17 protein-coding genes are annotated in these 16,934 nt (G+C 71.7%); 11 read left to right on the top strand and 6 right to left on the bottom strand.

The annotated features are described in order from the left end of the window. Positions 1-25 precede the first annotated feature (25 nt). Entirely contained in the window at positions 26-229 is a 204-nt protein-coding gene (locus ACFYT9_RS38525) for a hypothetical protein (RefSeq protein ID WP_389171618.1), read from the top strand. A 35-nt stretch (positions 230-264) separates the two neighbouring features. Continuing rightward, complete coding sequence (locus ACFYT9_RS38530; protein ID WP_387273235.1) at positions 265-783, top strand: SixA phosphatase family protein; 519 nt, start codon at positions 265-267, stop codon at positions 781-783. Positions 784-1,062: 279 nt separating this feature from the next. Here the strand turns inward: ACFYT9_RS38530 and serB are convergent, their stop codons facing one another. Then, positions 1,063-2,304, bottom strand: coding sequence for a phosphoserine phosphatase SerB (gene serB / locus ACFYT9_RS38535; RefSeq protein WP_376601234.1), 1,242 nt, complete (start codon positions 2,302-2,304; stop codon positions 1,063-1,065). A gap of 218 nt (positions 2,305-2,522) precedes the next feature. On the opposite strand from serB, the gene ACFYT9_RS38540 reads away from it, so the two are divergent. After that, positions 2,523-5,132, top strand: a complete 2,610-nt coding sequence (locus tag ACFYT9_RS38540) for an FHA domain-containing protein (protein ID WP_389171621.1) — start codon at positions 2,523-2,525, stop codon at positions 5,130-5,132. A gap of 106 nt (positions 5,133-5,238) precedes the next feature. On the opposite strand, the gene ACFYT9_RS38545 is transcribed toward ACFYT9_RS38540, so the two are convergent. Continuing rightward, positions 5,239-6,048: a transglycosylase SLT domain-containing protein gene (locus tag ACFYT9_RS38545; RefSeq protein ID WP_389171624.1), complete on the bottom strand. Its 810-nt coding sequence runs from the start codon at positions 6,046-6,048 to the stop codon at positions 5,239-5,241. Between the two features lie 1,122 nt (positions 6,049-7,170). On the opposite strand from ACFYT9_RS38545, the gene ACFYT9_RS38550 reads away from it, so the two are divergent. The 3 genes from ACFYT9_RS38550 to ACFYT9_RS38560 all read left to right on the top strand — a co-directional run bounded on the left by ACFYT9_RS38550 (position 7,171) and on the right by ACFYT9_RS38560 (position 9,351). Beyond that, positions 7,171-8,316, top strand: a complete 1,146-nt coding sequence (locus ACFYT9_RS38550) for a GAF domain-containing sensor histidine kinase (RefSeq protein ID WP_376601230.1) — start codon at positions 7,171-7,173, stop codon at positions 8,314-8,316. Continuing rightward, entirely contained in the window at positions 8,309-8,953 is a 645-nt protein-coding gene (locus ACFYT9_RS38555) for a response regulator (protein ID WP_389171627.1), read from the top strand. Before ACFYT9_RS38550 ends, ACFYT9_RS38555 begins: the two co-directional genes overlap by 8 nt. A 155-nt stretch (positions 8,954-9,108) precedes the next feature. Continuing rightward, positions 9,109-9,351, top strand: coding sequence for a chaplin (locus tag ACFYT9_RS38560; protein WP_387273229.1), 243 nt, complete (start codon positions 9,109-9,111; stop codon positions 9,349-9,351). Positions 9,352-9,545: 194 nt separating this feature from the next. Here the strand turns inward: ACFYT9_RS38560 and ACFYT9_RS38565 are convergent, their stop codons facing one another. Beyond that, positions 9,546-10,337, bottom strand: a complete 792-nt coding sequence (locus ACFYT9_RS38565) for a hypothetical protein (protein ID WP_389171631.1) — start codon at positions 10,335-10,337, stop codon at positions 9,546-9,548. Between the two features lie 144 nt (positions 10,338-10,481). Between ACFYT9_RS38565 and ACFYT9_RS38570 the strand changes: the two genes are divergently transcribed. The 4 genes from ACFYT9_RS38570 (at position 10,482) to ACFYT9_RS38585 (ending at position 13,730) form a co-directional block, all read left to right on the top strand. Next, positions 10,482-11,273, top strand: a complete 792-nt coding sequence (locus ACFYT9_RS38570) for an ABC transporter ATP-binding protein (protein ID WP_387273225.1) — start codon at positions 10,482-10,484, stop codon at positions 11,271-11,273. Positions 11,274-11,388: 115 nt separating this feature from the next. Further along, positions 11,389-11,817 (top strand): NfeD family protein, encoded by a 429-nt coding sequence (locus ACFYT9_RS38575; RefSeq protein WP_376604792.1) that lies wholly within the window; start codon positions 11,389-11,391, stop codon positions 11,815-11,817. Positions 11,818-11,910: 93 nt separating this feature from the next. After that, entirely contained in the window at positions 11,911-12,852 is a 942-nt protein-coding gene (locus tag ACFYT9_RS38580; protein WP_387273223.1) for an SPFH domain-containing protein, read from the top strand. A gap of 110 nt (positions 12,853-12,962) precedes the next feature. Further along, the gene (locus ACFYT9_RS38585) at positions 12,963-13,730 is read left to right on the top strand and encodes a sulfite exporter TauE/SafE family protein (RefSeq protein WP_387273221.1); all 768 of its coding nucleotides are present in this window, start codon (positions 12,963-12,965) and stop codon (positions 13,728-13,730) included. 58 nt (positions 13,731-13,788) lie between these two features. Here ACFYT9_RS38585 and ACFYT9_RS38590 read toward each other — a convergent pair whose 3' ends face one another. The 3 genes from ACFYT9_RS38590 to ACFYT9_RS38600 form a co-directional block, all read right to left on the bottom strand. Then, positions 13,789-14,295 carry an HNH endonuclease gene (locus ACFYT9_RS38590; protein ID WP_376605483.1) on the bottom strand — a complete coding sequence of 169 codons (507 nt, stop codon included), beginning with the start codon at positions 14,293-14,295 and terminating at the stop codon, positions 13,789-13,791. Between the two features lie 157 nt (positions 14,296-14,452). Beyond that, positions 14,453-14,992, bottom strand: a complete 540-nt coding sequence (locus ACFYT9_RS38595) for a YbhB/YbcL family Raf kinase inhibitor-like protein (RefSeq protein ID WP_387273219.1) — start codon at positions 14,990-14,992, stop codon at positions 14,453-14,455. A gap of 25 nt (positions 14,993-15,017) precedes the next feature. After that, the gene (locus tag ACFYT9_RS38600) at positions 15,018-15,800 is read right to left on the bottom strand and encodes a sporulation protein (RefSeq protein WP_376605487.1); all 783 of its coding nucleotides are present in this window, start codon (positions 15,798-15,800) and stop codon (positions 15,018-15,020) included. A gap of 87 nt (positions 15,801-15,887) precedes the next feature. Here ACFYT9_RS38600 and ACFYT9_RS38605 point away from each other — a divergent pair, with 87 nt between their 5' ends. Next, entirely contained in the window at positions 15,888-16,550 is a 663-nt protein-coding gene (locus tag ACFYT9_RS38605; protein WP_387273216.1) for a DNA-3-methyladenine glycosylase, read from the top strand. Positions 16,551-16,934: the final 384 nt, after the last annotated feature.

A 16,934-nucleotide genomic window follows, 5' to 3' on the forward strand; every position in this document is an offset into this window, starting at 1 on the left:
GGGGCACCCCCTCACGGAGGCGGCCATGGCGGCCCTCACCCGCACCGGCGACCGGACCACGCCCACCGGCGTCGACACCCGGCTGCCCTGGTGGGCCCTCGCCCTCCCGGTGGCCGCCTTCACCGCCCTCCTGCTGCTGGTCACCGGGCCGGGTGAGGCAGCGGCGGCGGGCGGGGAGGAGGGGATCGGCAGGGTCGTCCGGCTGATCGGGCAAACCCTCGCTCTCTGAGTCAGGACGGGTCGATCCGTGCCAAGCTGTGGACCATGAGCGTCGAATCAACCCGCAGGATCGTGCTGCTCCGGCACGCGAAGGCAGACTGGGGCCAGGAGTCCGACCACGAGCGCCCGCTCGCCGAGCGCGGCCGCAAGGACGCACCCGTGGCCGGCCGCCGGCTCGCCCAGTCCGGCATCCACTTCGATCTGGCCCTCTGCTCGACCGCCGCCCGCACCCGTGAGACGTGGAAGCTCGCCGTCCACGAGCTGCCCGAGCGCCCGAAGACGGTCTACGAGGAGCGGATCTACGAGGCGTCCCTCGGCGAGCTCATCGCCCTGCTCAACGAGATCCCCGAAGACGTGGACGACGTCCTCCTCATCGGCCACAACCCCGGCATGCACGCCCTGGCCGACGCCCTCGCCGGCGACGCCGAGGGCGACGCGCTCGCCCGGATGAACCGCAGCGGCTACCCGACCGCCTCCTACGCCGTCCTCACCTTCACCGGCACCTGGAAGTCCGTCGAGCACGGCGTCGGCCGCCTCGCCGAGTTCTGGACGCCACACGCCTGACCGTCGTACGTCCGACCGTCGTACGCCTCACCGCCCGTACGTCTCACCAGCCGTACGCCTCACCGCCCGTACGCCTGACCGGCGGGCCCGCGCCCGCCCCACGGTCGGTCGCCCCGGGCGGCTCGCCTGCGCCCCACGGCCCCCGCCCGAACCACGCCGCGCCCCGCCCGCCCCGCGGGCCGTCGGCTCGCACCCGCGGGAGCCCGTACGCCGAAGGGCCCGGCCGTCCTCATGACGACCGGGCCCCTCTGCCGTACGACAACGGACGGGCGGTCGGACTCAGTGCTCCAGCGGCTCCTCGCCGCCGTCCGCCGCCTCGACCTCCTCGCGGGTGATCCCCAGCAGATACAGCACGGTGTCGAGGAAGGGCACGTTCACCGCCGTGTGAGCGGCCTCGCGCACCACCGGCTTGGCGTTGAACGCCACCCCGAGACCGGCCGCGTTCAGCATGTCCAGGTCGTTGGCGCCGTCGCCGATCGCCACCGTCTGCGCCAGCGGCACCCCGGCCTCCGCCGCGAACCGGCGCAGCAGCCGCGCCTTGCCCGCCCGGTCCACGATCTCGCCCGTGACCCGGCCGGTCAGCCTCCCGTCCACGATCTCCAGGGTGTTGGCCTGCGCGAAGTCGAGCCCCAGCCGCTCCTTCAGATCATCCGTGACCTGCGTGAAGCCGCCCGAGACCACGCCCACCTGGTAGCCGAGCCGCTTGAGCGTACGGATCAGCGTGCGCGCCCCCGGCGTGAGCCGCACCTCGGCCCGCACCTTGTCGACCACCGACGCGTCCAGGCCCTCCAGCAGCGCCACGCGCGCGTGCAGCGACTGCTCGAAGTCCAGCTCGCCCCGCATCGCCGCCGCCGTCACCTCGGCGACCTTCTCCTCGCACCCCGCGTGCGCCGCGAAGAGCTCGATGACCTCGTCCTGGATCAGCGTCGAGTCCACGTCCATGACGACCAGCCGCTGCGCCCGCCGGTGGAGCCCCGCCGAGACCACGGCGATGTCCACCCCGACCGTGTGCGCCTCGGTGGCCAGCGCCGTCCGCAGCACCTCGGTCGCACACCCCGAGACCGCGAACTCGACCGCCGTCACCGGGTACTTCGCCAGCCGGAAGATACGGTCGATGTTGCCGCCCGAACCGGCGATCCTGGCCGCTATGGCCGCCGTCTGCTCGGCCGTCAGCGGGTGCCCGAGCACCGTCACGTGCGAGCGGCCCTCGCCGCGCGGCCGGTTGTCGCCGGTGCCCGAGATGATCTCCGCCTGGAGCTTCAGGGACTCGGCCCAGCTGTGCACGGTGGCACGCAGCTCGCCCTGAGTGGCGACGGTCGGCTCGGTGACCAGCGCGCACAGCACGAGCCGGCCGCGCGACACGACCTGCTCGATGTCGACGACGTCGACGGAGAAGGCGGCCAGGGTGTCGAAGAGACCGGCGGTGATACCGGGCCGGTCCTTCCCGAAGATCTTGACGAGAAGTGTGGGCACGTCCGCGGCGTGAACGGCGGGAACGTCCGGTGTCTGCGATGCGCTCATGGTGCTCCCACCGTATCGGGCACCCGATGCCACCCGGTGCCCCGTCCCGCGTAGCGGACACCCGGCCGGACCAGTCCCCGCCGCGACGCCCCCGGCGACCCTCCCTCGGGTCTTCACGCCGCCCGACTTTCGGATCCGGGACCCGGCCTGAAATAGTTCCCCAGGATGATTCGCCATCCCTAGAGCCCCCGCGACGGGGGTGCGACGGGGGACACACAGTGGGGCATGGAGTGCCAGAACTCGTACTCGAACTCAACGGCAGGACCTGGACGCTGGAGCCGTCCCGGTCGTACACCCTGGGCCGCGACCCCCAGGGGGACCTGGTCATCGACGACGCCAGGGTCTCGTGGCGGCACGCCACGATCAGCTGGAACGGCCGGAGCTGGGCCATCGAGGACCACGGCTCCACCAACGGCACCTTCGTCGCCGGGCAGCGGCTCCAGCAGCTGGAGATCGGCCCCGGCACCGCCGTCCACCTCGGCAACCCGACGGACGGCCCGCGCCTGAACCTCTCCGCCGCGCACGCCGGACAGGCCGCGCACGCCGGACAGGCCGCACACGCCGGACAGGCCGCGCACACGGGACAGCCCGCGCACACGGGACAGCCGGCCCACGTCCACCAGGGCGGCGGCACGCCGGTCCACCCCGCGCAGCCGCCGGCCCACCAGCAGGCGGAGTGGGCCACCCACGACGCCGCGCCGCCGCAGCACGGCGGCTGGCAGCAGCCCACGCCGCACGTGCCCCACCAGGGGGGCGGTCCGGTCGAGCAGCTCGCGCAGAAGACCGGTGGCGGCGCGGGGGCGTCGTCGGCCTACTCCGACCGCAGCCCGACCACCTTCCACCAGCTCGCCCTCGGGCACGTGATGCGCATCGGCCGTGCGCTCGAGAACGAACTGGTCGTCTCCGACCTCCAGGTCTCGCGCCACCACGCCGAGTTCCACGCCACGCCCGACGGCCGCATGGAGATCCGCGACCTCGGCTCGCACAACGGCACCTACGTCAACGGCCAGCCGATCCCCAAGGGCGGCAGCGCCCTCCTCGGCCCGCAGGACATCGTCGGCGTCGGCCACTCCACCTTCCGGATCGTCGGCGGCCAGCTGGAAGAGTTCGTCGACACCGGCTCCGTCTCCTTCTCGGCCCGCCACCTCACCGTCACCGTCGACGGCGGCAAGCAGATCCTCAAGGACGTCTCCTTCGGCGTCCCCGAGAAGTCGCTCATCGGAGTCATCGGCCCCTCCGGCTCCGGCAAGTCGACCCTGCTCAAGGCGCTCACCGGCTACCGGCCCGCCAACGAGGGCGACGTCCTCTACGACAACCGCAGCCTCTACAAGCAGTTCGCCGAGCTGCGCCAGCGCATCGGCCTGGTCCCGCAGGACGACATCCTGCACAAGGAGCTGACCGTCCAGAAGGCGCTCCGGTACGCCGCCAAGCTCCGCTTCCCCGGCGACACCGCGACCGCCGAGCGCGAAGCCCGCATCGACGAGGTGCTGCGCGAGCTCAAACTCGACATCCACAAGGAGAAGAAGGTCACCTCCCTCTCCGGCGGCCAGCGCAAGCGCGTCTCGGTCGCCCTGGAGCTGCTGACCAAGCCCTCGCTGATCTTCCTGGACGAGCCGACCTCCGGCCTCGACCCGGGCATGGACCGCGACGTCATGCAGCTGCTCCGAGGCCTCGCCGACGACGGCCGCACGGTCCTCGTCGTCACCCACTCCGTCGCCGAGCTGGCCCTCTGCGACAAGCTCCTCGTCATGGCGCCCGGCGGCTCCGTGGCGTACTTCGGCCCGCCGGACGAGGCGCTGAACTTCTTCGGCTACTCCTCCTGGGCCGACGTCTTCTCCGCCTTCGAGAACTACCGCGACTACGACTGGGCCGGCCGCTGGAAGGGCTCGCAGCACTACCAGCTGTACGCCGCCGACATCGACGCCGTCGCCGCCCAGCCCGTCCACATGCCGCAGCAGGCGATGTCCCGCCCGCCCAAGCCGCAGGGCTGGGGCTCCCAGCTGTGGACCCTGATCCGCCGCTACACCTCGGTGATCGTCTCCGACAAGGGCTTCCTCGCCCTCATGGTGATCCTCCCGGCGGTCATCGGCTCCGTCTCCGTCGTCATCCCCTCGGACTTCGGCCTGGCCCCGCCCACACCGCCGTCCCGGTTCAACGGCGACGCCGGCATCATCATGCTGATCCTCACGGTCGGCATGTGCTTCTCCGGCGCGGCGAACTCCGTCCGAGAGCTGATCAAGGAACGGGTCATCTACGAGCGGGAGCGCGCCACCGGCCTGTCCCGCTCCGCCTACCTGATGTCCAAGGTCATCGTCCTCGGCGTCATCACGGCCTTCCAGGGCGTCATCCTCTGCGCCATCGGCTTCGCCATCCGCGACCTGCCCGCCGAAGGCCTCCTCATGCCGCCGGCCGTCGAGCTCTGCCTCACCGTCATCGCACTCGGCCTCACCTCGATGATGGTCGGCCTGGTCATCTCCGCCCTGGTGAAGACCGCCGAGAAGACCATGCCGCTGCTCGTCATGTTCGCGATCGTCCAGGTCGTCTTCACCGGCATCCTCTTCAAGGTCTTCGGCTCGCCCGGCCTGGAGCAGTTCGCCTGGCTCATGCCCTCCCGCTGGGCCATCGCCGGCGCCGGCACCACGCTCGACCTGGCGCACCTCATGGCGCCGTGGGACCCGAAGAACCCCACCGACCTGGACCCCCTGTGGGAGCACAGCGTCGGCCAGTGGAGCTTCAACATCGGCGTGCTGCTGTTCATGACCGTCGTCCTCGGCGTCCTGGTCGCGCGCCTGCTGCGCCGCCACGAGCCCGAGGTCATGCGCAAGTAACGGCCCCGCCGGACGCACGCGCCCCGCACACGCGGGCACGCGCCCCGCACGCGCCGAAGGGCGGCACCCCGCACGGGGTGCCGCCCTTCGGCGTCGTCGAGGCGACTCAGTAGGCGCTGTTGACGTTGTCGATCGAGCCGTAGCGGTCGGCCGCGTAGTTGGCGGCGGCGACGATGTTGGCGACCGGGTCGTACTGGTCGAACTTGGTGCCCTTCACGTGGTACGCCTTGAAGGTCGGGTAGATCACCTGGAGCAGACCCTTGGACGGGACGCCGTTGATGGCGTTGATGTCCCAGTTGTTGATCGCGTACGGGTTGCCGCTGGACTCGCGCATGATGTTCTTGTGCAGGCCGTTGTATGTGCCCGGGATGTTGTGCTTGTCCATGATGTGCAGCGCCTCGCGGATCCAGCCGTCGAGGTTGTTCGCGAAGACCGGGGTGCGGGTGACGGAGCGGCTCGCGGCCGTCGTCGTGGCGGCACGCTTCTTCGCGGCGGCCTTGGCCTTCGCCGCGGCCTTCGCCTTGGCGGCGGCCTTCGCCTGCGCGGCGGCCTTCTTCGCGGCCGCGTCGGCCTTCGCCTTCGCCGCGGCCTTGACCTTGGCGGCCTGGACGGCCTTCGCCTTGACGGCGGCCTGGGCCTTCGCCTTGGCAGCGGCGTCCAGCTTGGCCTGAAGACCGATGGTGGTGTGCTGGTCGGCCACGCTCGCGGCCAGAGCCTTCGCCTGCGGGGCGTTGGCGTCGTACGACCACGCCACGCGCTGGCTCGTGTTCAGCGCCTGCGGCTCGGTCTCGGTGGAGCCGTTGCCGGGCACGAGGGAGAGGGTGAGCGCGGCTGCGCCCAGAGCGGCGACGCCGGCGATCGTGGCCTTGTGGGTCTTCTTCAGACCACGACTGTGGCCAGGGGTGTTCTGAGACATGCAGGACTACCTCTTCGAATCGCTGGGGGTCGCTGGGCCGGGGCGGCGCTGCGCCTGCTCGGCGGCGACGGGGGCAATTCTTAGCGGCAGCAAAATCGCGTGGCAAAGGTGTGACGTACGATCCCGGGTAGTGGATCAGGGGCCCGTGTAGGTGCCCGACACACCCCTTCAGGTCCGGTTGGTCCCACCCCGAACCGGTCCAGAACGCTCCACTAGGGAGCTTCGTAAGTGACCTGCGTCCTATGCGCGGGCTCACATGGACCGCGTAACAAACTCACCGGAAGTTGCGGGGGCAATGCGCACAGTCAGCGTTCTCCGCCTCAAGGAGGAGAAGCCCCCGTCCGATCTCCTCCGGTACGGCCACCCGCGCTCACCGCCCCGGCGTACACCCCGTCCGCGAAGGCGGCCCGGACGGCCACCGCACGCGCGCCGCCTCCCGGACACCCGCCACGCCCAGGCCCCGCTCCGCCTCGCCCGACGCCGGGCCGGCGTCCCCTTCGCGAGCTCCGCGAGGGGTCCCTCCACGCCCCCCCCAGGCCCGCTGCGGCCGGGCGAGGAGCCCGCACTGCTCGATCGGTCCTCCGGCCGCAGCCTCCGACGGACACCGCCCGAGCCGCTGGTCGCAGTCGGACACGAACAGCCCGGGGAGTGTCCCGTCGAGCGTCCCGGCGATCCGATGGACCGGCGCCCGGACCGCCGGATCGTCGACGACACGGCCGAGGTCCGCCATCCGGAGCTTCTCCGGCCGGCGCGACGGCACCAGTGCCTCGTCACCCGTGAGCCTGCCCGTGACCAGGCCCTCACCCACGCGCACCCCGCCCGCGTACCCGCGCACGCGCGCGCGTGCTCCCCTTCCCTCCAGCCGACGCGCGGCCCTCCTCCGGCGTCCGCGCCCGCCCGCAGAGGCCCGCAGAGGCCCGCAGCCGTCCGCCCCCGCCCCCGCCCCCGCCCCGCGCGTGCCGTACGCCGCCCGCGGAGCCTCCCCCTCCGCCCCGCCCCCGGCTTCGCCCCTCCCACGCCCGGGCCAGGCTCCGAGGGCACTTCGACCTAGGTCCCGCGACCTGGTCCACCGCCGTCCACAGCCCCATACGCACCGTCACACCCCGCCGGTACCGTGAAGCCATGAGCCACCGACCGAGCTCCGGCCTCGCCGCCGTGAGCACCGCACTCCTGGCGATGAGCCGGCAGATGGAGGTCCGCGACGTCCTGAAGACGATCGTGGCCTCAGCCCGTGAGCTCCTCGACGCCGAGTACGCGGCCCTGGGCGTCCCCGACGACCACGGCGGCTTCGCCCAGTTCGTCGTCGACGGCGTCACCGACGAGCAGTGGAAGGCCATCGGCCCGCTGCCCCGGCAGCACGGCGTCCTCGCCGCGATGCTCCACAAGGCCGAGCCCGAGCGGCTCGCCGATGTCCGCGAGGACCCCCGCTTCGGCGGCTGGCCCGACGCCCACCCCGAGCTCTCCGACTTCCTCGGCCTCCCCGTCCGCGACGGGGACGAGACCCTGGGCGCCCTCTTCCTCGCCAACAAACGCTGCCCCAAGCCCGAGGGGGGCTGCGGCTTCACCGCAGAGGACGAGGAACTCCTCGGCATGCTCGCCCAGCACGCAGCCATCGCCCTCACCAACGCCCGCCTGTACGAGCGCAGCCGCGAGCTCACCATCGCCGAGGAGCGCTCCCGGCTCGCCCACGAGCTGCACGACGCCGTCAGCCAGAAGCTCTTCTCGCTCCGGCTCACCGCCCAGGCCGCCGCCGCCCTCGTCGACCGCGACCCGGTCCGTGCCAAGGGCGAGCTCCAGCAGGTCGCCGCGCTCGCCGCCGAGGCCGCCGACGAGCTGCGCGCCGCCGTCGTCGAGCTCCGCCCCGCCGCCCTCGACGAGGACGGCCTCGTGCACACCCTGCGCACCCAGATCCAGGTCCTCGACCGCGCCCACACCGCCACCGTCGTCTTCGACAGCCCCGGCATCCGCGCCCTGCCCGCCGCGCAGGAGGAGGCCGTCCTCCGGGTCGCCCAGGAAGCCCTGCACAACGCCCTGCGGCACGCCGACGCGGCCCGGGTCACCGTCGCCCTCACCCGGCACGGCCAGGGCGCCCGGCTCACCGTCACCGACGACGGCCGGGGCTTCGACCCCCGGGCGGTCCGCCGCGCCGGCCGTCACCTCGGCCTGGTGTCCATGCGCGACCGCGCCGCCGGAGTCGGCGGCGTCCTCACCGTGACCTCCGCTCCCGGCGAGGGCACCACGATCGATATGGAGGTCCCCGGTGGCTGACAAGCCCATCCGCGTGCTCCTGGTCGACGACCACCAGGTCGTCCGCCGCGGCCTGCGCACCTTCCTGGAGGTCCAGGACGACATAGAGGTCGTCGGCGAGGCCGCCGACGGCGCCGAGGGCGTCGCCCGCGCCGAGGAGCTCCGCCCCGACGTCGTCCTCATGGACGTGAAGATGCCGGGCACCGACGGCATCGAGGCCCTCAAGCGGCTCCGTGCCCTCGCCAACCCGGCGAAGGTCCTCATCGTCACCAGCTTCACCGAGCAGCGCACCGTCGTCCCCGCCCTCCGGGCCGGCGCCTCCGGCTACGTCTACAAGGACGTCGACCCCGACGCCCTCGCCGGCGCCATCCGCTCCGTCCACGCAGGCCACGTCCTGCTCCAGCCCGAGGTCGCCGGCTTCCTCCTCACCCAGGACGAACCCCAGGGCGGTACGGGGCGGGGGACGACCCTCACCGAGCGCGAGCGCGAGGTCCTCGGCCTCATCGCCGACGGCCGCTCCAACCGCGAGATCGCCCGGGCGCTCGTCCTCTCCGAGAAGACGGTGAAGACCCACGTCTCGAACATCCTGATGAAACTCGACCTCGCCGACCGCACCCAGGCGGCGCTCTGGGCGGTACGCCACGGCCTCACGTCCTGAAACACTCCCGTCACGCGCCGGGGCGCACGCCCGTTCAGAACGTCATACCGTCGGGTGCACATCCCCCGTTCGGCGCAACCCGGCGGGGCCGGCGGCGTTCTCCATGGCGTGCTGCGGCGGACCGGCCGCGGCGATTGACCAGGAGGAAGTACCAAGTGAAGAACCTCAAGAAGGCCGCCGCCCTCACCATGGTCGCCGGTGGCATCGTCGCCGCCGGTGCCGGTGTCGCCTCCGCCCACGGCGCCGAGGCCAACGGCAAGGCCCTCAACTCCCCGGGTGTCGCCTCCGGCAACCTGGTGCAGGTCCCGGTCCACGTTCCCGTGAACGTCTCCGGCAACACGGTCAACGTGATCGGCCTGCTCAACCCCGCCTTCGGCAACGGCGCCTTCAACGGCTGACCCGCCACCCCACGGCCCCCCGGCACCCTGCCGGGGGGCCGTCCCCTTTCCCCCGCGGAAAAGCCCCACCACTTGCCCCCCGACGACCAGCCCCTCCCGCTCATCGCGCCGGACTCCGTCCGCCGACTCCGGCGCCCCGCACGGGACGGCCCGCGAGTACGCGGCAGGCGCCGTCTCCTCGCCGACAGCCCGGCTCAGACCCCCCGCTCTCGCTCGCGTTCCTCCACCCAGGCGTTGTAAGCGGCGACCTGGGCCCGCCGGGCCACCCGCTCCACCGGCCGCAGCACCTCACCCCGTGCCGTCATCTCGGACGCGCTGACCGCGCCGCCGTGGCCGTTGCCGTACGCCAGGTCGACCATGAGGCCGATCCGCTGGGCCAGCTCCAGGACCCGGACCGCGCGCGGCGGGTAACCGGGGGCCAGGACCTCGCGGCCCGCCTCCGCGCGCGCCCGGTACGCGTCCCGGGCCGCCTCCGCCGCCGGACCCGACGCCGCCACGTCCAGCCGCGTCAGCGCCGCCGTCGCGTCCCGCAGCGCCTCCGCCAGCTCCCGCTCCGCCTCGCTCAGCGACGGCACGTCCGCCGGCGGCGCCTCCCGCACCGCGAGGCAGTGCCACACCACCTCGACGTGCAGATCCCCGCGCGGCCCCGCCTCCGAGACCTCCGGCACGAGACCGTACGGCGCCCCGTACCCGACCACCGCCTCCTCCGCCTCCAACGCGCGCGCGTTGAAGTCCGGCGGACCGCTCAGCCCCAGCGGATGCCCCGGCGCCGGCAGCGCCACCCGCCACCCGGTCACCCCGAGCCGACGCAACCGCCCCAGCGCCAGTGTCAGCCCCACCGGGCCCGCCTCACCCGGCAGCCCCGCCACGCGGTGCACCGAGTCCTCCCCGACAATCGCCAGCGCCGCGTCGTCCGGCGACACCGCCCCGGCCAGCAGGGCGTTCCCCCAGGCGGCCAGGCGTCCTGAACGTGGTTCCGAAAGCATCCCCCCAGACTAAGGACCCGAACGACGCCCTAGGGACCGGCCCGCCCCGCCGATGACGTAGGTTTTCCCGTGGACGCCGCGCCCGCGGCCCAAGGCGACGACACGAGCCGACACGACTCGACGGCAAGGGGAGACAACGCGCTCATGAGCGATGTACTGGAGCTGGTGGACGTATCCGTGGTCCGCGACGGACGGGCTCTGGTGGACGGGGTCTCCTGGTCGGTCAAGGAAGGAGAGCGCTGGGTCATCCTCGGCCCCAACGGCGCCGGCAAGACCACCCTCCTCAACGTCGCCTCCAGCTACCTCTACCCCACCACCGGCACCGCCACCGTCCTCGGCGAGCGCCTCGGCGGCGTCGACGTCTTCGAGCTGCGCCCCCGCATCGGCATGGCCGGCATCGCCATGGCGGAGAAGCTGCCCAAGCGCCAGACCGTCCTGCAGACCGTCCTCACCGCCGCGTACGGCATGACCGCCACCTGGCACGAGGACTACGACCCGGTCGACGAGGACCGCGCCCGCGCCTTCCTCGACCGCCTCGGCATGAACGACTACCTGGACCGCAGGTTCGGGACCCTCTCCGAGGGCGAGCGCAAGCGCACCCTGATCGCCCGCGCGATGATGACCGACCCCGAGCTCCTCCTCCTCGACGAGCCCGCCGCCGGTCTCGACCTCGGCGGCCGCGAGGACCTGGTCCGCCGCCTCGGCCGCCTGGCCCGGGACCCGTACGCCCCCTCCATGATCATGGTGACCCACCACGTCGAGGAGATCCCGCCCGGCTTCACCCACGTCCTGATGATCCGTCAGGGCAAGCTGCTCGCCGCCGGACCCATGGAGACCGAGCTCAACTCCCGCAACCTCTCCCGCTGCTTCGGCCTCCCGCTCGTCGTCGAGCGCGTCGGCGACCGCTGGACCGCCCAGGGGCTGCCCCTCAAGTAGCCACGCCCCACAGGGCCGTGACCCGCCGTGACCCGCACAGCCACGGCACCGGCGCCGACACCGGCACCGCACCGCGCCCTGTCCCACGAGGCCCCACCCGCCCTACCATGACCCTGTGGACATCGACGCATGGATCTGGTGGCTGATCGGCGCGGTGGGGCTCGGTATTCCCCTGGTCCTCACCGCGATGCCCGAGTTCGGCATGTTCGCGGTCGGCGCGGTGGCGGGCGCGGTCACCGCCGCACTCGGCTTCGGCGTCGTCGCCCAGGTGATCGTCTTCGTGGCGGTCTCCGTGGCGCTCATCGCCGTCGTCCGGCCCATCGCCGCCCGCCACCGCGCGGGGGACCCCGCCCTGGCCACCGGCATCGACGCCCTGAAAGGCCGTCAGGCCCGCGTCCTGGAACGGGTCGACGCCCAGGGCGGCCGCATCAAGCTCGCCGGCGAGATCTGGTCGGCCCGCTCCCTCGACGCCACCCGCGTCTTCGAACCGGGCGAGGAGGTCGACGTCGTCGAGATCGAGGGGGCGACCGCCGTCGTCATCTGACCGAAGGCCGCCCATGACGCCCCGGCGTCTGGGAAACTCGATCATCGAAACAGATCCGGCAGACAACCGGCAGCGAAGGGCACGGGGAACACGATGTCAGCAGTCATCATCGTCCTGATCATTCTGGTGGTGCTCGTCTTCATCGCCCTGATCAAGACGATCCAGGTCATCCCGCAGGCCAGCGCCGCGATCGTGGAGCGCTTCGGCCGCTACACGCGCACCCTCAACGCCGGCCTCAACATCGTCGTCCCGTTCATCGACACGATCCGCAACCGCATCGACCTCCGCGAACAGGTCGTCCCCTTCCCGCCCCAGCCGGTGATCACCCAGGACAACCTGGTCGTCAACATCGACACCGTCATCTACTACCAGGTGACCGACGCACGGGCCGCGACCTACGAGGTCGCCAGCTACATCCAGGCCATCGAGCAGCTCACCGTCACCACCCTCCGCAACATCATCGGCGGCATGGACCTGGAGCGGACCCTCACCTCCCGCGAGGACATCAACGCCGCCCTCCGCGGCGTCCTCGACGAGGCCACCGGCAAGTGGGGCATCCGCGTCAACCGCGTCGAGCTCAAGGCCATCGAGCCGCCGACCTCCATCCAGGACTCGATGGAGAAGCAGATGCGCGCCGACCGCGACAAGCGCGCCGCCATCCTCCAGGCCGAGGGCGTCCGCCAGTCCGAGATCCTCCGCGCCGAGGGCGAGAAGCAGTCCGCCATCCTCCGCGCCGAGGGCGAGTCCCAGGCCGCCGCCCTGAGGGCCGAGGGCGAGGCCCAGGCCGTCCGCACCGTCTTCGAGGCCATCCACGCCGGCGACCCGGACCAGAAGCTGCTCTCGTACCAGTACCTCCAGATGCTCCCCAAGATCGCCGAGGGCGACGCCAACAAGCTCTGGATCGTCCCCAGCGAGATCGGCGACGCCCTCAAGGGCCTCTCCGGCGCCCTCGGCAACATGGGCCAGGGATCCCCGGCCCCCACCTTCAGCAAGGACGTCCCGGCCGCCAGGCGGGAAGAACCCACCGTCGACTGAACTGATGGCTGACACGTACACGTAAGTCCGGGCATGATCGGTGCGAGCCCCTCGACCCTCGCCACGCGCAGGGCGGGGAGGCGAGCCACTGACCATGTGAGGAAACGGCCTTGTCCATCTGGGAAATGCTGGCGGTCTTCGCCGCCGGCATCGGCGCCGGCACCATCAACACCATCGTGGGATCGGGGACGCTCATCACGTTCCCGGTCCTCCTCGCGACCGGACTGCCCCCGATCACCGCGAACGTCTCCAACGCCCTCGGCCTCGTCCCCGGCTCCATCAGCGGAGCCATCGGCTACCGCCGCGAACTCGAGGGCCAGACCCGCCGGGTGCTCCGCCTCGGAGCCGCCGCCCTCGTCGGCGGCCTCGCCGGCGCGATCCTGCTGCTCGCCCTGCCCTCCGAGGCGTTCGACGCGATCGTCCCCGTCCTCATCGGACTGGCCCTGATCCTCGTCCTCTTCCAGCCCCGCATCGCCGCCGCCGTCCGCCGCCGCCGTGAACGCACCGGCACCGAGGCCCACCCCGACGGCGGCCCCGCCCTCCTCGTCGGCCTCACCCTCGCCAGCATGTACGGCGGCTATTTCGGCGCAGCCCAGGGAGTCCTCTACCTCTCCCTCATGGGCCTGCTCCTCCACGACGACCTCCAGCGGATCAACGCGGTCAAGAACATCCTCGGCGCCCTCGTCAACGGCGTCGCCGCCGTCTTCTTCCTCTTCGTCGCCGAGTTCGACTGGACCGCCGTCCTCCTCATCGCCGTCGGCTCCACCCTCGGCGGCCAGATCGGCGCCAAGGTCGGCCGCCGCCTCAAGCCCGCCGTCCTGCGCGGCGTCATCATCGCCGTCGGCGTCGTCGCCATCCTCCAGCTCACCCTCAAGTGACCCCGACACGACGCAGGGCCCGCCCCCGAGGGGGCGGGCCCTGACACGTCCGTACGGATCAGGCGGCGGTACGCGCCAGCCACTCCGGCAGATCCGACCGCTCACCGGCCCGCATCGCCAGCAGCATCGCGTCCGCCGGCGTCGGCACGAACGGCTCGACCAGGAGCGGCATCCCCGCCTGCTCGGGCGTCCGGTCCGCCTTGCGGTGGTTGTCCTCCGCGCAGGAGGCGACCGTGTTCAGCCAGCTGTCCCCACCACCCTGCGCCCGCGGCACCACGTGGTCCACCGTCGTCGCGCGTTTCCCGCAGTACGCGCACCGGTGCTGGTCCCTGACCAGCACCCCCCTCCTCGACCACGGCGCCTGTCTTCGGAAGGGCACCCGGACGAACCGGCAGAGCCTGATCACCCGGGGAACCGGAAGGTCGACGGCGGCGGCACGCACCCGCAGATCGGGATGGGACTGCTCGACGACGGCCTTGTCCTGCAGGACAAGCACCACCGCACGGTTGAGTGTGACCGTCGAAAGCGGCTCGAAGCTCGCGTTCAGAACCAGCGTGTCCCGCATGGTGCCCACCTCCCGTGTGCCGGCCCACCCCCCTGGCGGGCTTGGATCAAACGATGGCCGGGCAGGCCGGGGTCGGACAACGTAATTTCGTGCGCAACAAAAGATGCCCGCTTCTGATCTCTCCAAGACCAGAAGCGGGCAAACAACAGACGAACGATCAGCCTGCCGGGGGAGCCGCGTACTCACCGACCAGCTGGGCCCGGCCCAGCGTGTGGAAGCGCAGATGGAAGCCGACGGCCGCCGGCGGGGTGTCGGCGTCGGGCCCCAGCTTCTCCGTGTCCACCGCGTACACCGTGAACACGTAGCGGTGCGCCGGGTCCCCGGCCGGCGGGGCCGCCCCGCCGAATTCCTTCGATCCGTAGTCGTTCCGCGCGTGCACCGCACCGGCGGGCAGCCCCTCGAAGGAGCCCGAGCCGGCCCCCGTGGGCAGCTCGGTCACCGACGCCGGGATGTCGAAGAGCACCCAGTGCCAGAACCCGCTGCCCGTCGGCGCGTCCGGATCGAAGCAGGTCACGGCGAAACTCTTGGTCTCCGCGGGGAAACCCTCCCAGCGCAGCTGCGGGGAGGTGTTCCCCTCCGCGTACACCTGGGCGTCCTTCAGCACCGCGCCGGGCGCCACGTCGTCGCTCGTCACGGCGAACTCCGCCACCGGCGGATGGAACGCGTGGGGGAGCGGTGCCCTCTGACCCTCGGACATGGTCGAACCTCCGGATCGTTCCGTACTACATCCAGTTGCGACGGCCGCCGACCTCGGCGAGCCACTGGTTCAGGTAGGCGTTCCAGTCGGTGCCCCGGTAGTCGTCGAGACCCACCTTGAACGCCCGGAAGGAGTCGCTGCCCTCGGTGAAGAGCCCCGGCTTCTTGTCCATCTCCAGGACGACGTCCATCTCGCGGTCGTCCGCGACGAAGCTGACCTCGACCTGGTTCAGGCCGCGGTACTGCTGCGGCGCGAAGAACTCGATCTCCTGGTAGAAGGGCAGCTTCTGGCGGGTGCCGCGGATGTGCCCGCGCTCCATGTCCGCGCTCTTGAAGCGGAAGCCCAGCTGGATGAAGGCGTCGAGGATCGCCTGCTGCGCCGGCAGCGGGTGCACGTTGATCGGGTCGAGGTCGCCCGAGTCGACCGCGCGCGCGATCTCCAGCTCGGTGGAGACGCCGATCTCCATGCCGTGCAGACGCTGGCCGCCGATCGTGTTGACCGGGGTCTCCCACGGGATCTCCAGACCGAACGGCACCACGTGCACCGCGCCGGCCTTCACCTCGAAGGCGCCGCCCAGGCGCACCTTCACGAAGACGACGTCCTGCTTGTGCTCCTGGTCGCCGCCCTCGACCTCGACGCGCGCCTGGAGGCCGACGGACAGACCCTCGATCTGCTGGTCGACGCTGCCGCCCTGGATCCGGACCTCGCCCTGGACGACACCGCCCGGGACCACGTTCTCCTCGGTCAGGACCGTCTCGACGGTCGCCCCACCGGCACCCAGGCTCGCCAGCAGCTTCTTGAATCCCATGCCACTCTCCTTCTCGTTCCTGTCCCCCTACATACGCGCGACGACCGTAGCGGGTTCCAGAGCGTTCCCCCGTTACGCTCGGACGCCATGAGCGAGAGCCCCGACCGTACGCCGCTCCCGCGGAGCTTCTTCGACCGCCCCGTCCTGGAGGTCGCCCCCGACCTCCTCGGCCGCACCCTCGTGCGTACGACCGACGAGGGACGCGTCGAACTGCGGCTCACCGAGGTGGAGGCGTACGCCGGAGCGATCGACCCCGGCTCGCACGCCTTCCGCGGCCGCACGCCCCGCAACGCCGTCATGTTCGGCCCGCCCGGTCACGCGTACGTCTACTTCACCTACGGCATGTGGCACTGCCTGAACCTGGTGTGCGGCCCCGAGGGCGAGGCGAGCGGGGTACTGCTCCGAGCGGGCGAGATCCTGCGCGGCGCCGAGCTGGCCCGCCCCCGCCGGCGCTCGGCCCGCAGGGACGCCGAACTGGCGCAGGGCCCGGCCCGTCTCGCCACCGCCCTCGACGTCCCCCGCGCTCTCGACGGCACCGACGTCTGCGCGGGCCCGGACGCCCCCCTCGAAGTCCTGACCGGCACCCCGCCGTCCCCTTCCCTCATCCGTACGGGCCCGCGCACCGGCGTCGGCGGCGCCGGCGCCCCGCACCCCTGGCGCTTCTGGATCGCCGAGGACCCCACGGTCAGTCCGTACCGTCCCCACACGCCCAGGAAGCGCCGACTTGACCCGGCCAGGCCGGACGCGTAATGTGGCCCGAGCCGCTTGAGACGGTGGTGCTTCTTCAAGCGCCCCGAGAGCGGCCAACCACTCACTGCGATCAACCCTGATGGGGCCTATTTCGGCATGCCGAAATTTGTTCCTAAAGGCTCGATTATGAGCCGCAAGGGAAATCCGCTAAAGTGGTGGACACGCCGGAAGGCCCCGAGAAAAACAAATCGGGACCGGAAAGCGCCGAGGAAATCGGATCGGAAAGATCTGATAGAGTCGAAAACGAAGAAAGCGCAGGAAGCGCCCGGAGGGCCTGGAAACAGGAACAAAGGAAGCGTCCGCACCTTGAGAACTCAACAGCGTGCCAAAAATCAACGCCAGATTAGTTGATACCCCGTCCAGCCGGTTTCGGTTGGTCGAGGT

Origin of the sequence: Streptomyces sp. NPDC004435 (genome assembly GCF_042873895.1) — a bacterium.
In the GTDB taxonomy this organism is placed as follows: Bacteria; Actinomycetota; Actinomycetes; order Streptomycetales; family Streptomycetaceae; genus Streptomyces.

What these genes read in the sequence shown, in the direction of transcription:
- ACFYT9_RS38565 (WP_389171631.1), bottom strand. Translation starts at nt 10,337, where the DNA reads ATGCTTTCGGAACCACGTTCAGGACGCCTGGCCGCCTGGGGGAACGCC.
- serB (WP_376601234.1), bottom strand. Translation starts at nt 2,304, where the DNA reads ATGAGCGCATCGCAGACACCGGACGTTCCCGCCGTTCACGCCGCGGAC.
- ACFYT9_RS38570 (WP_387273225.1), top strand. Translation starts at nt 10,482, where the DNA reads ATGAGCGATGTACTGGAGCTGGTGGACGTATCCGTGGTCCGCGACGGA.
- ACFYT9_RS38605 (WP_387273216.1), top strand. Translation starts at nt 15,888, where the DNA reads ATGAGCGAGAGCCCCGACCGTACGCCGCTCCCGCGGAGCTTCTTCGAC.
- ACFYT9_RS38580 (WP_387273223.1), top strand. Translation starts at nt 11,911, where the DNA reads ATGTCAGCAGTCATCATCGTCCTGATCATTCTGGTGGTGCTCGTCTTC.
- ACFYT9_RS38545 (WP_389171624.1), bottom strand. Translation starts at nt 6,048, where the DNA reads ATGTCTCAGAACACCCCTGGCCACAGTCGTGGTCTGAAGAAGACCCAC.
- ACFYT9_RS38530 (WP_387273235.1), top strand. Translation starts at nt 265, where the DNA reads ATGAGCGTCGAATCAACCCGCAGGATCGTGCTGCTCCGGCACGCGAAG.
- ACFYT9_RS38525 (WP_389171618.1), top strand. Translation starts at nt 26, where the DNA reads ATGGCGGCCCTCACCCGCACCGGCGACCGGACCACGCCCACCGGCGTC.
- ACFYT9_RS38550 (WP_376601230.1), top strand. Translation starts at nt 7,171, where the DNA reads ATGAGCCACCGACCGAGCTCCGGCCTCGCCGCCGTGAGCACCGCACTC.
- ACFYT9_RS38590 (WP_376605483.1), bottom strand. Translation starts at nt 14,295, where the DNA reads ATGCGGGACACGCTGGTTCTGAACGCGAGCTTCGAGCCGCTTTCGACG.
- ACFYT9_RS38600 (WP_376605487.1), bottom strand. Translation starts at nt 15,800, where the DNA reads ATGGGATTCAAGAAGCTGCTGGCGAGCCTGGGTGCCGGTGGGGCGACC.
- ACFYT9_RS38595 (WP_387273219.1), bottom strand. Translation starts at nt 14,992, where the DNA reads ATGTCCGAGGGTCAGAGGGCACCGCTCCCCCACGCGTTCCATCCGCCG.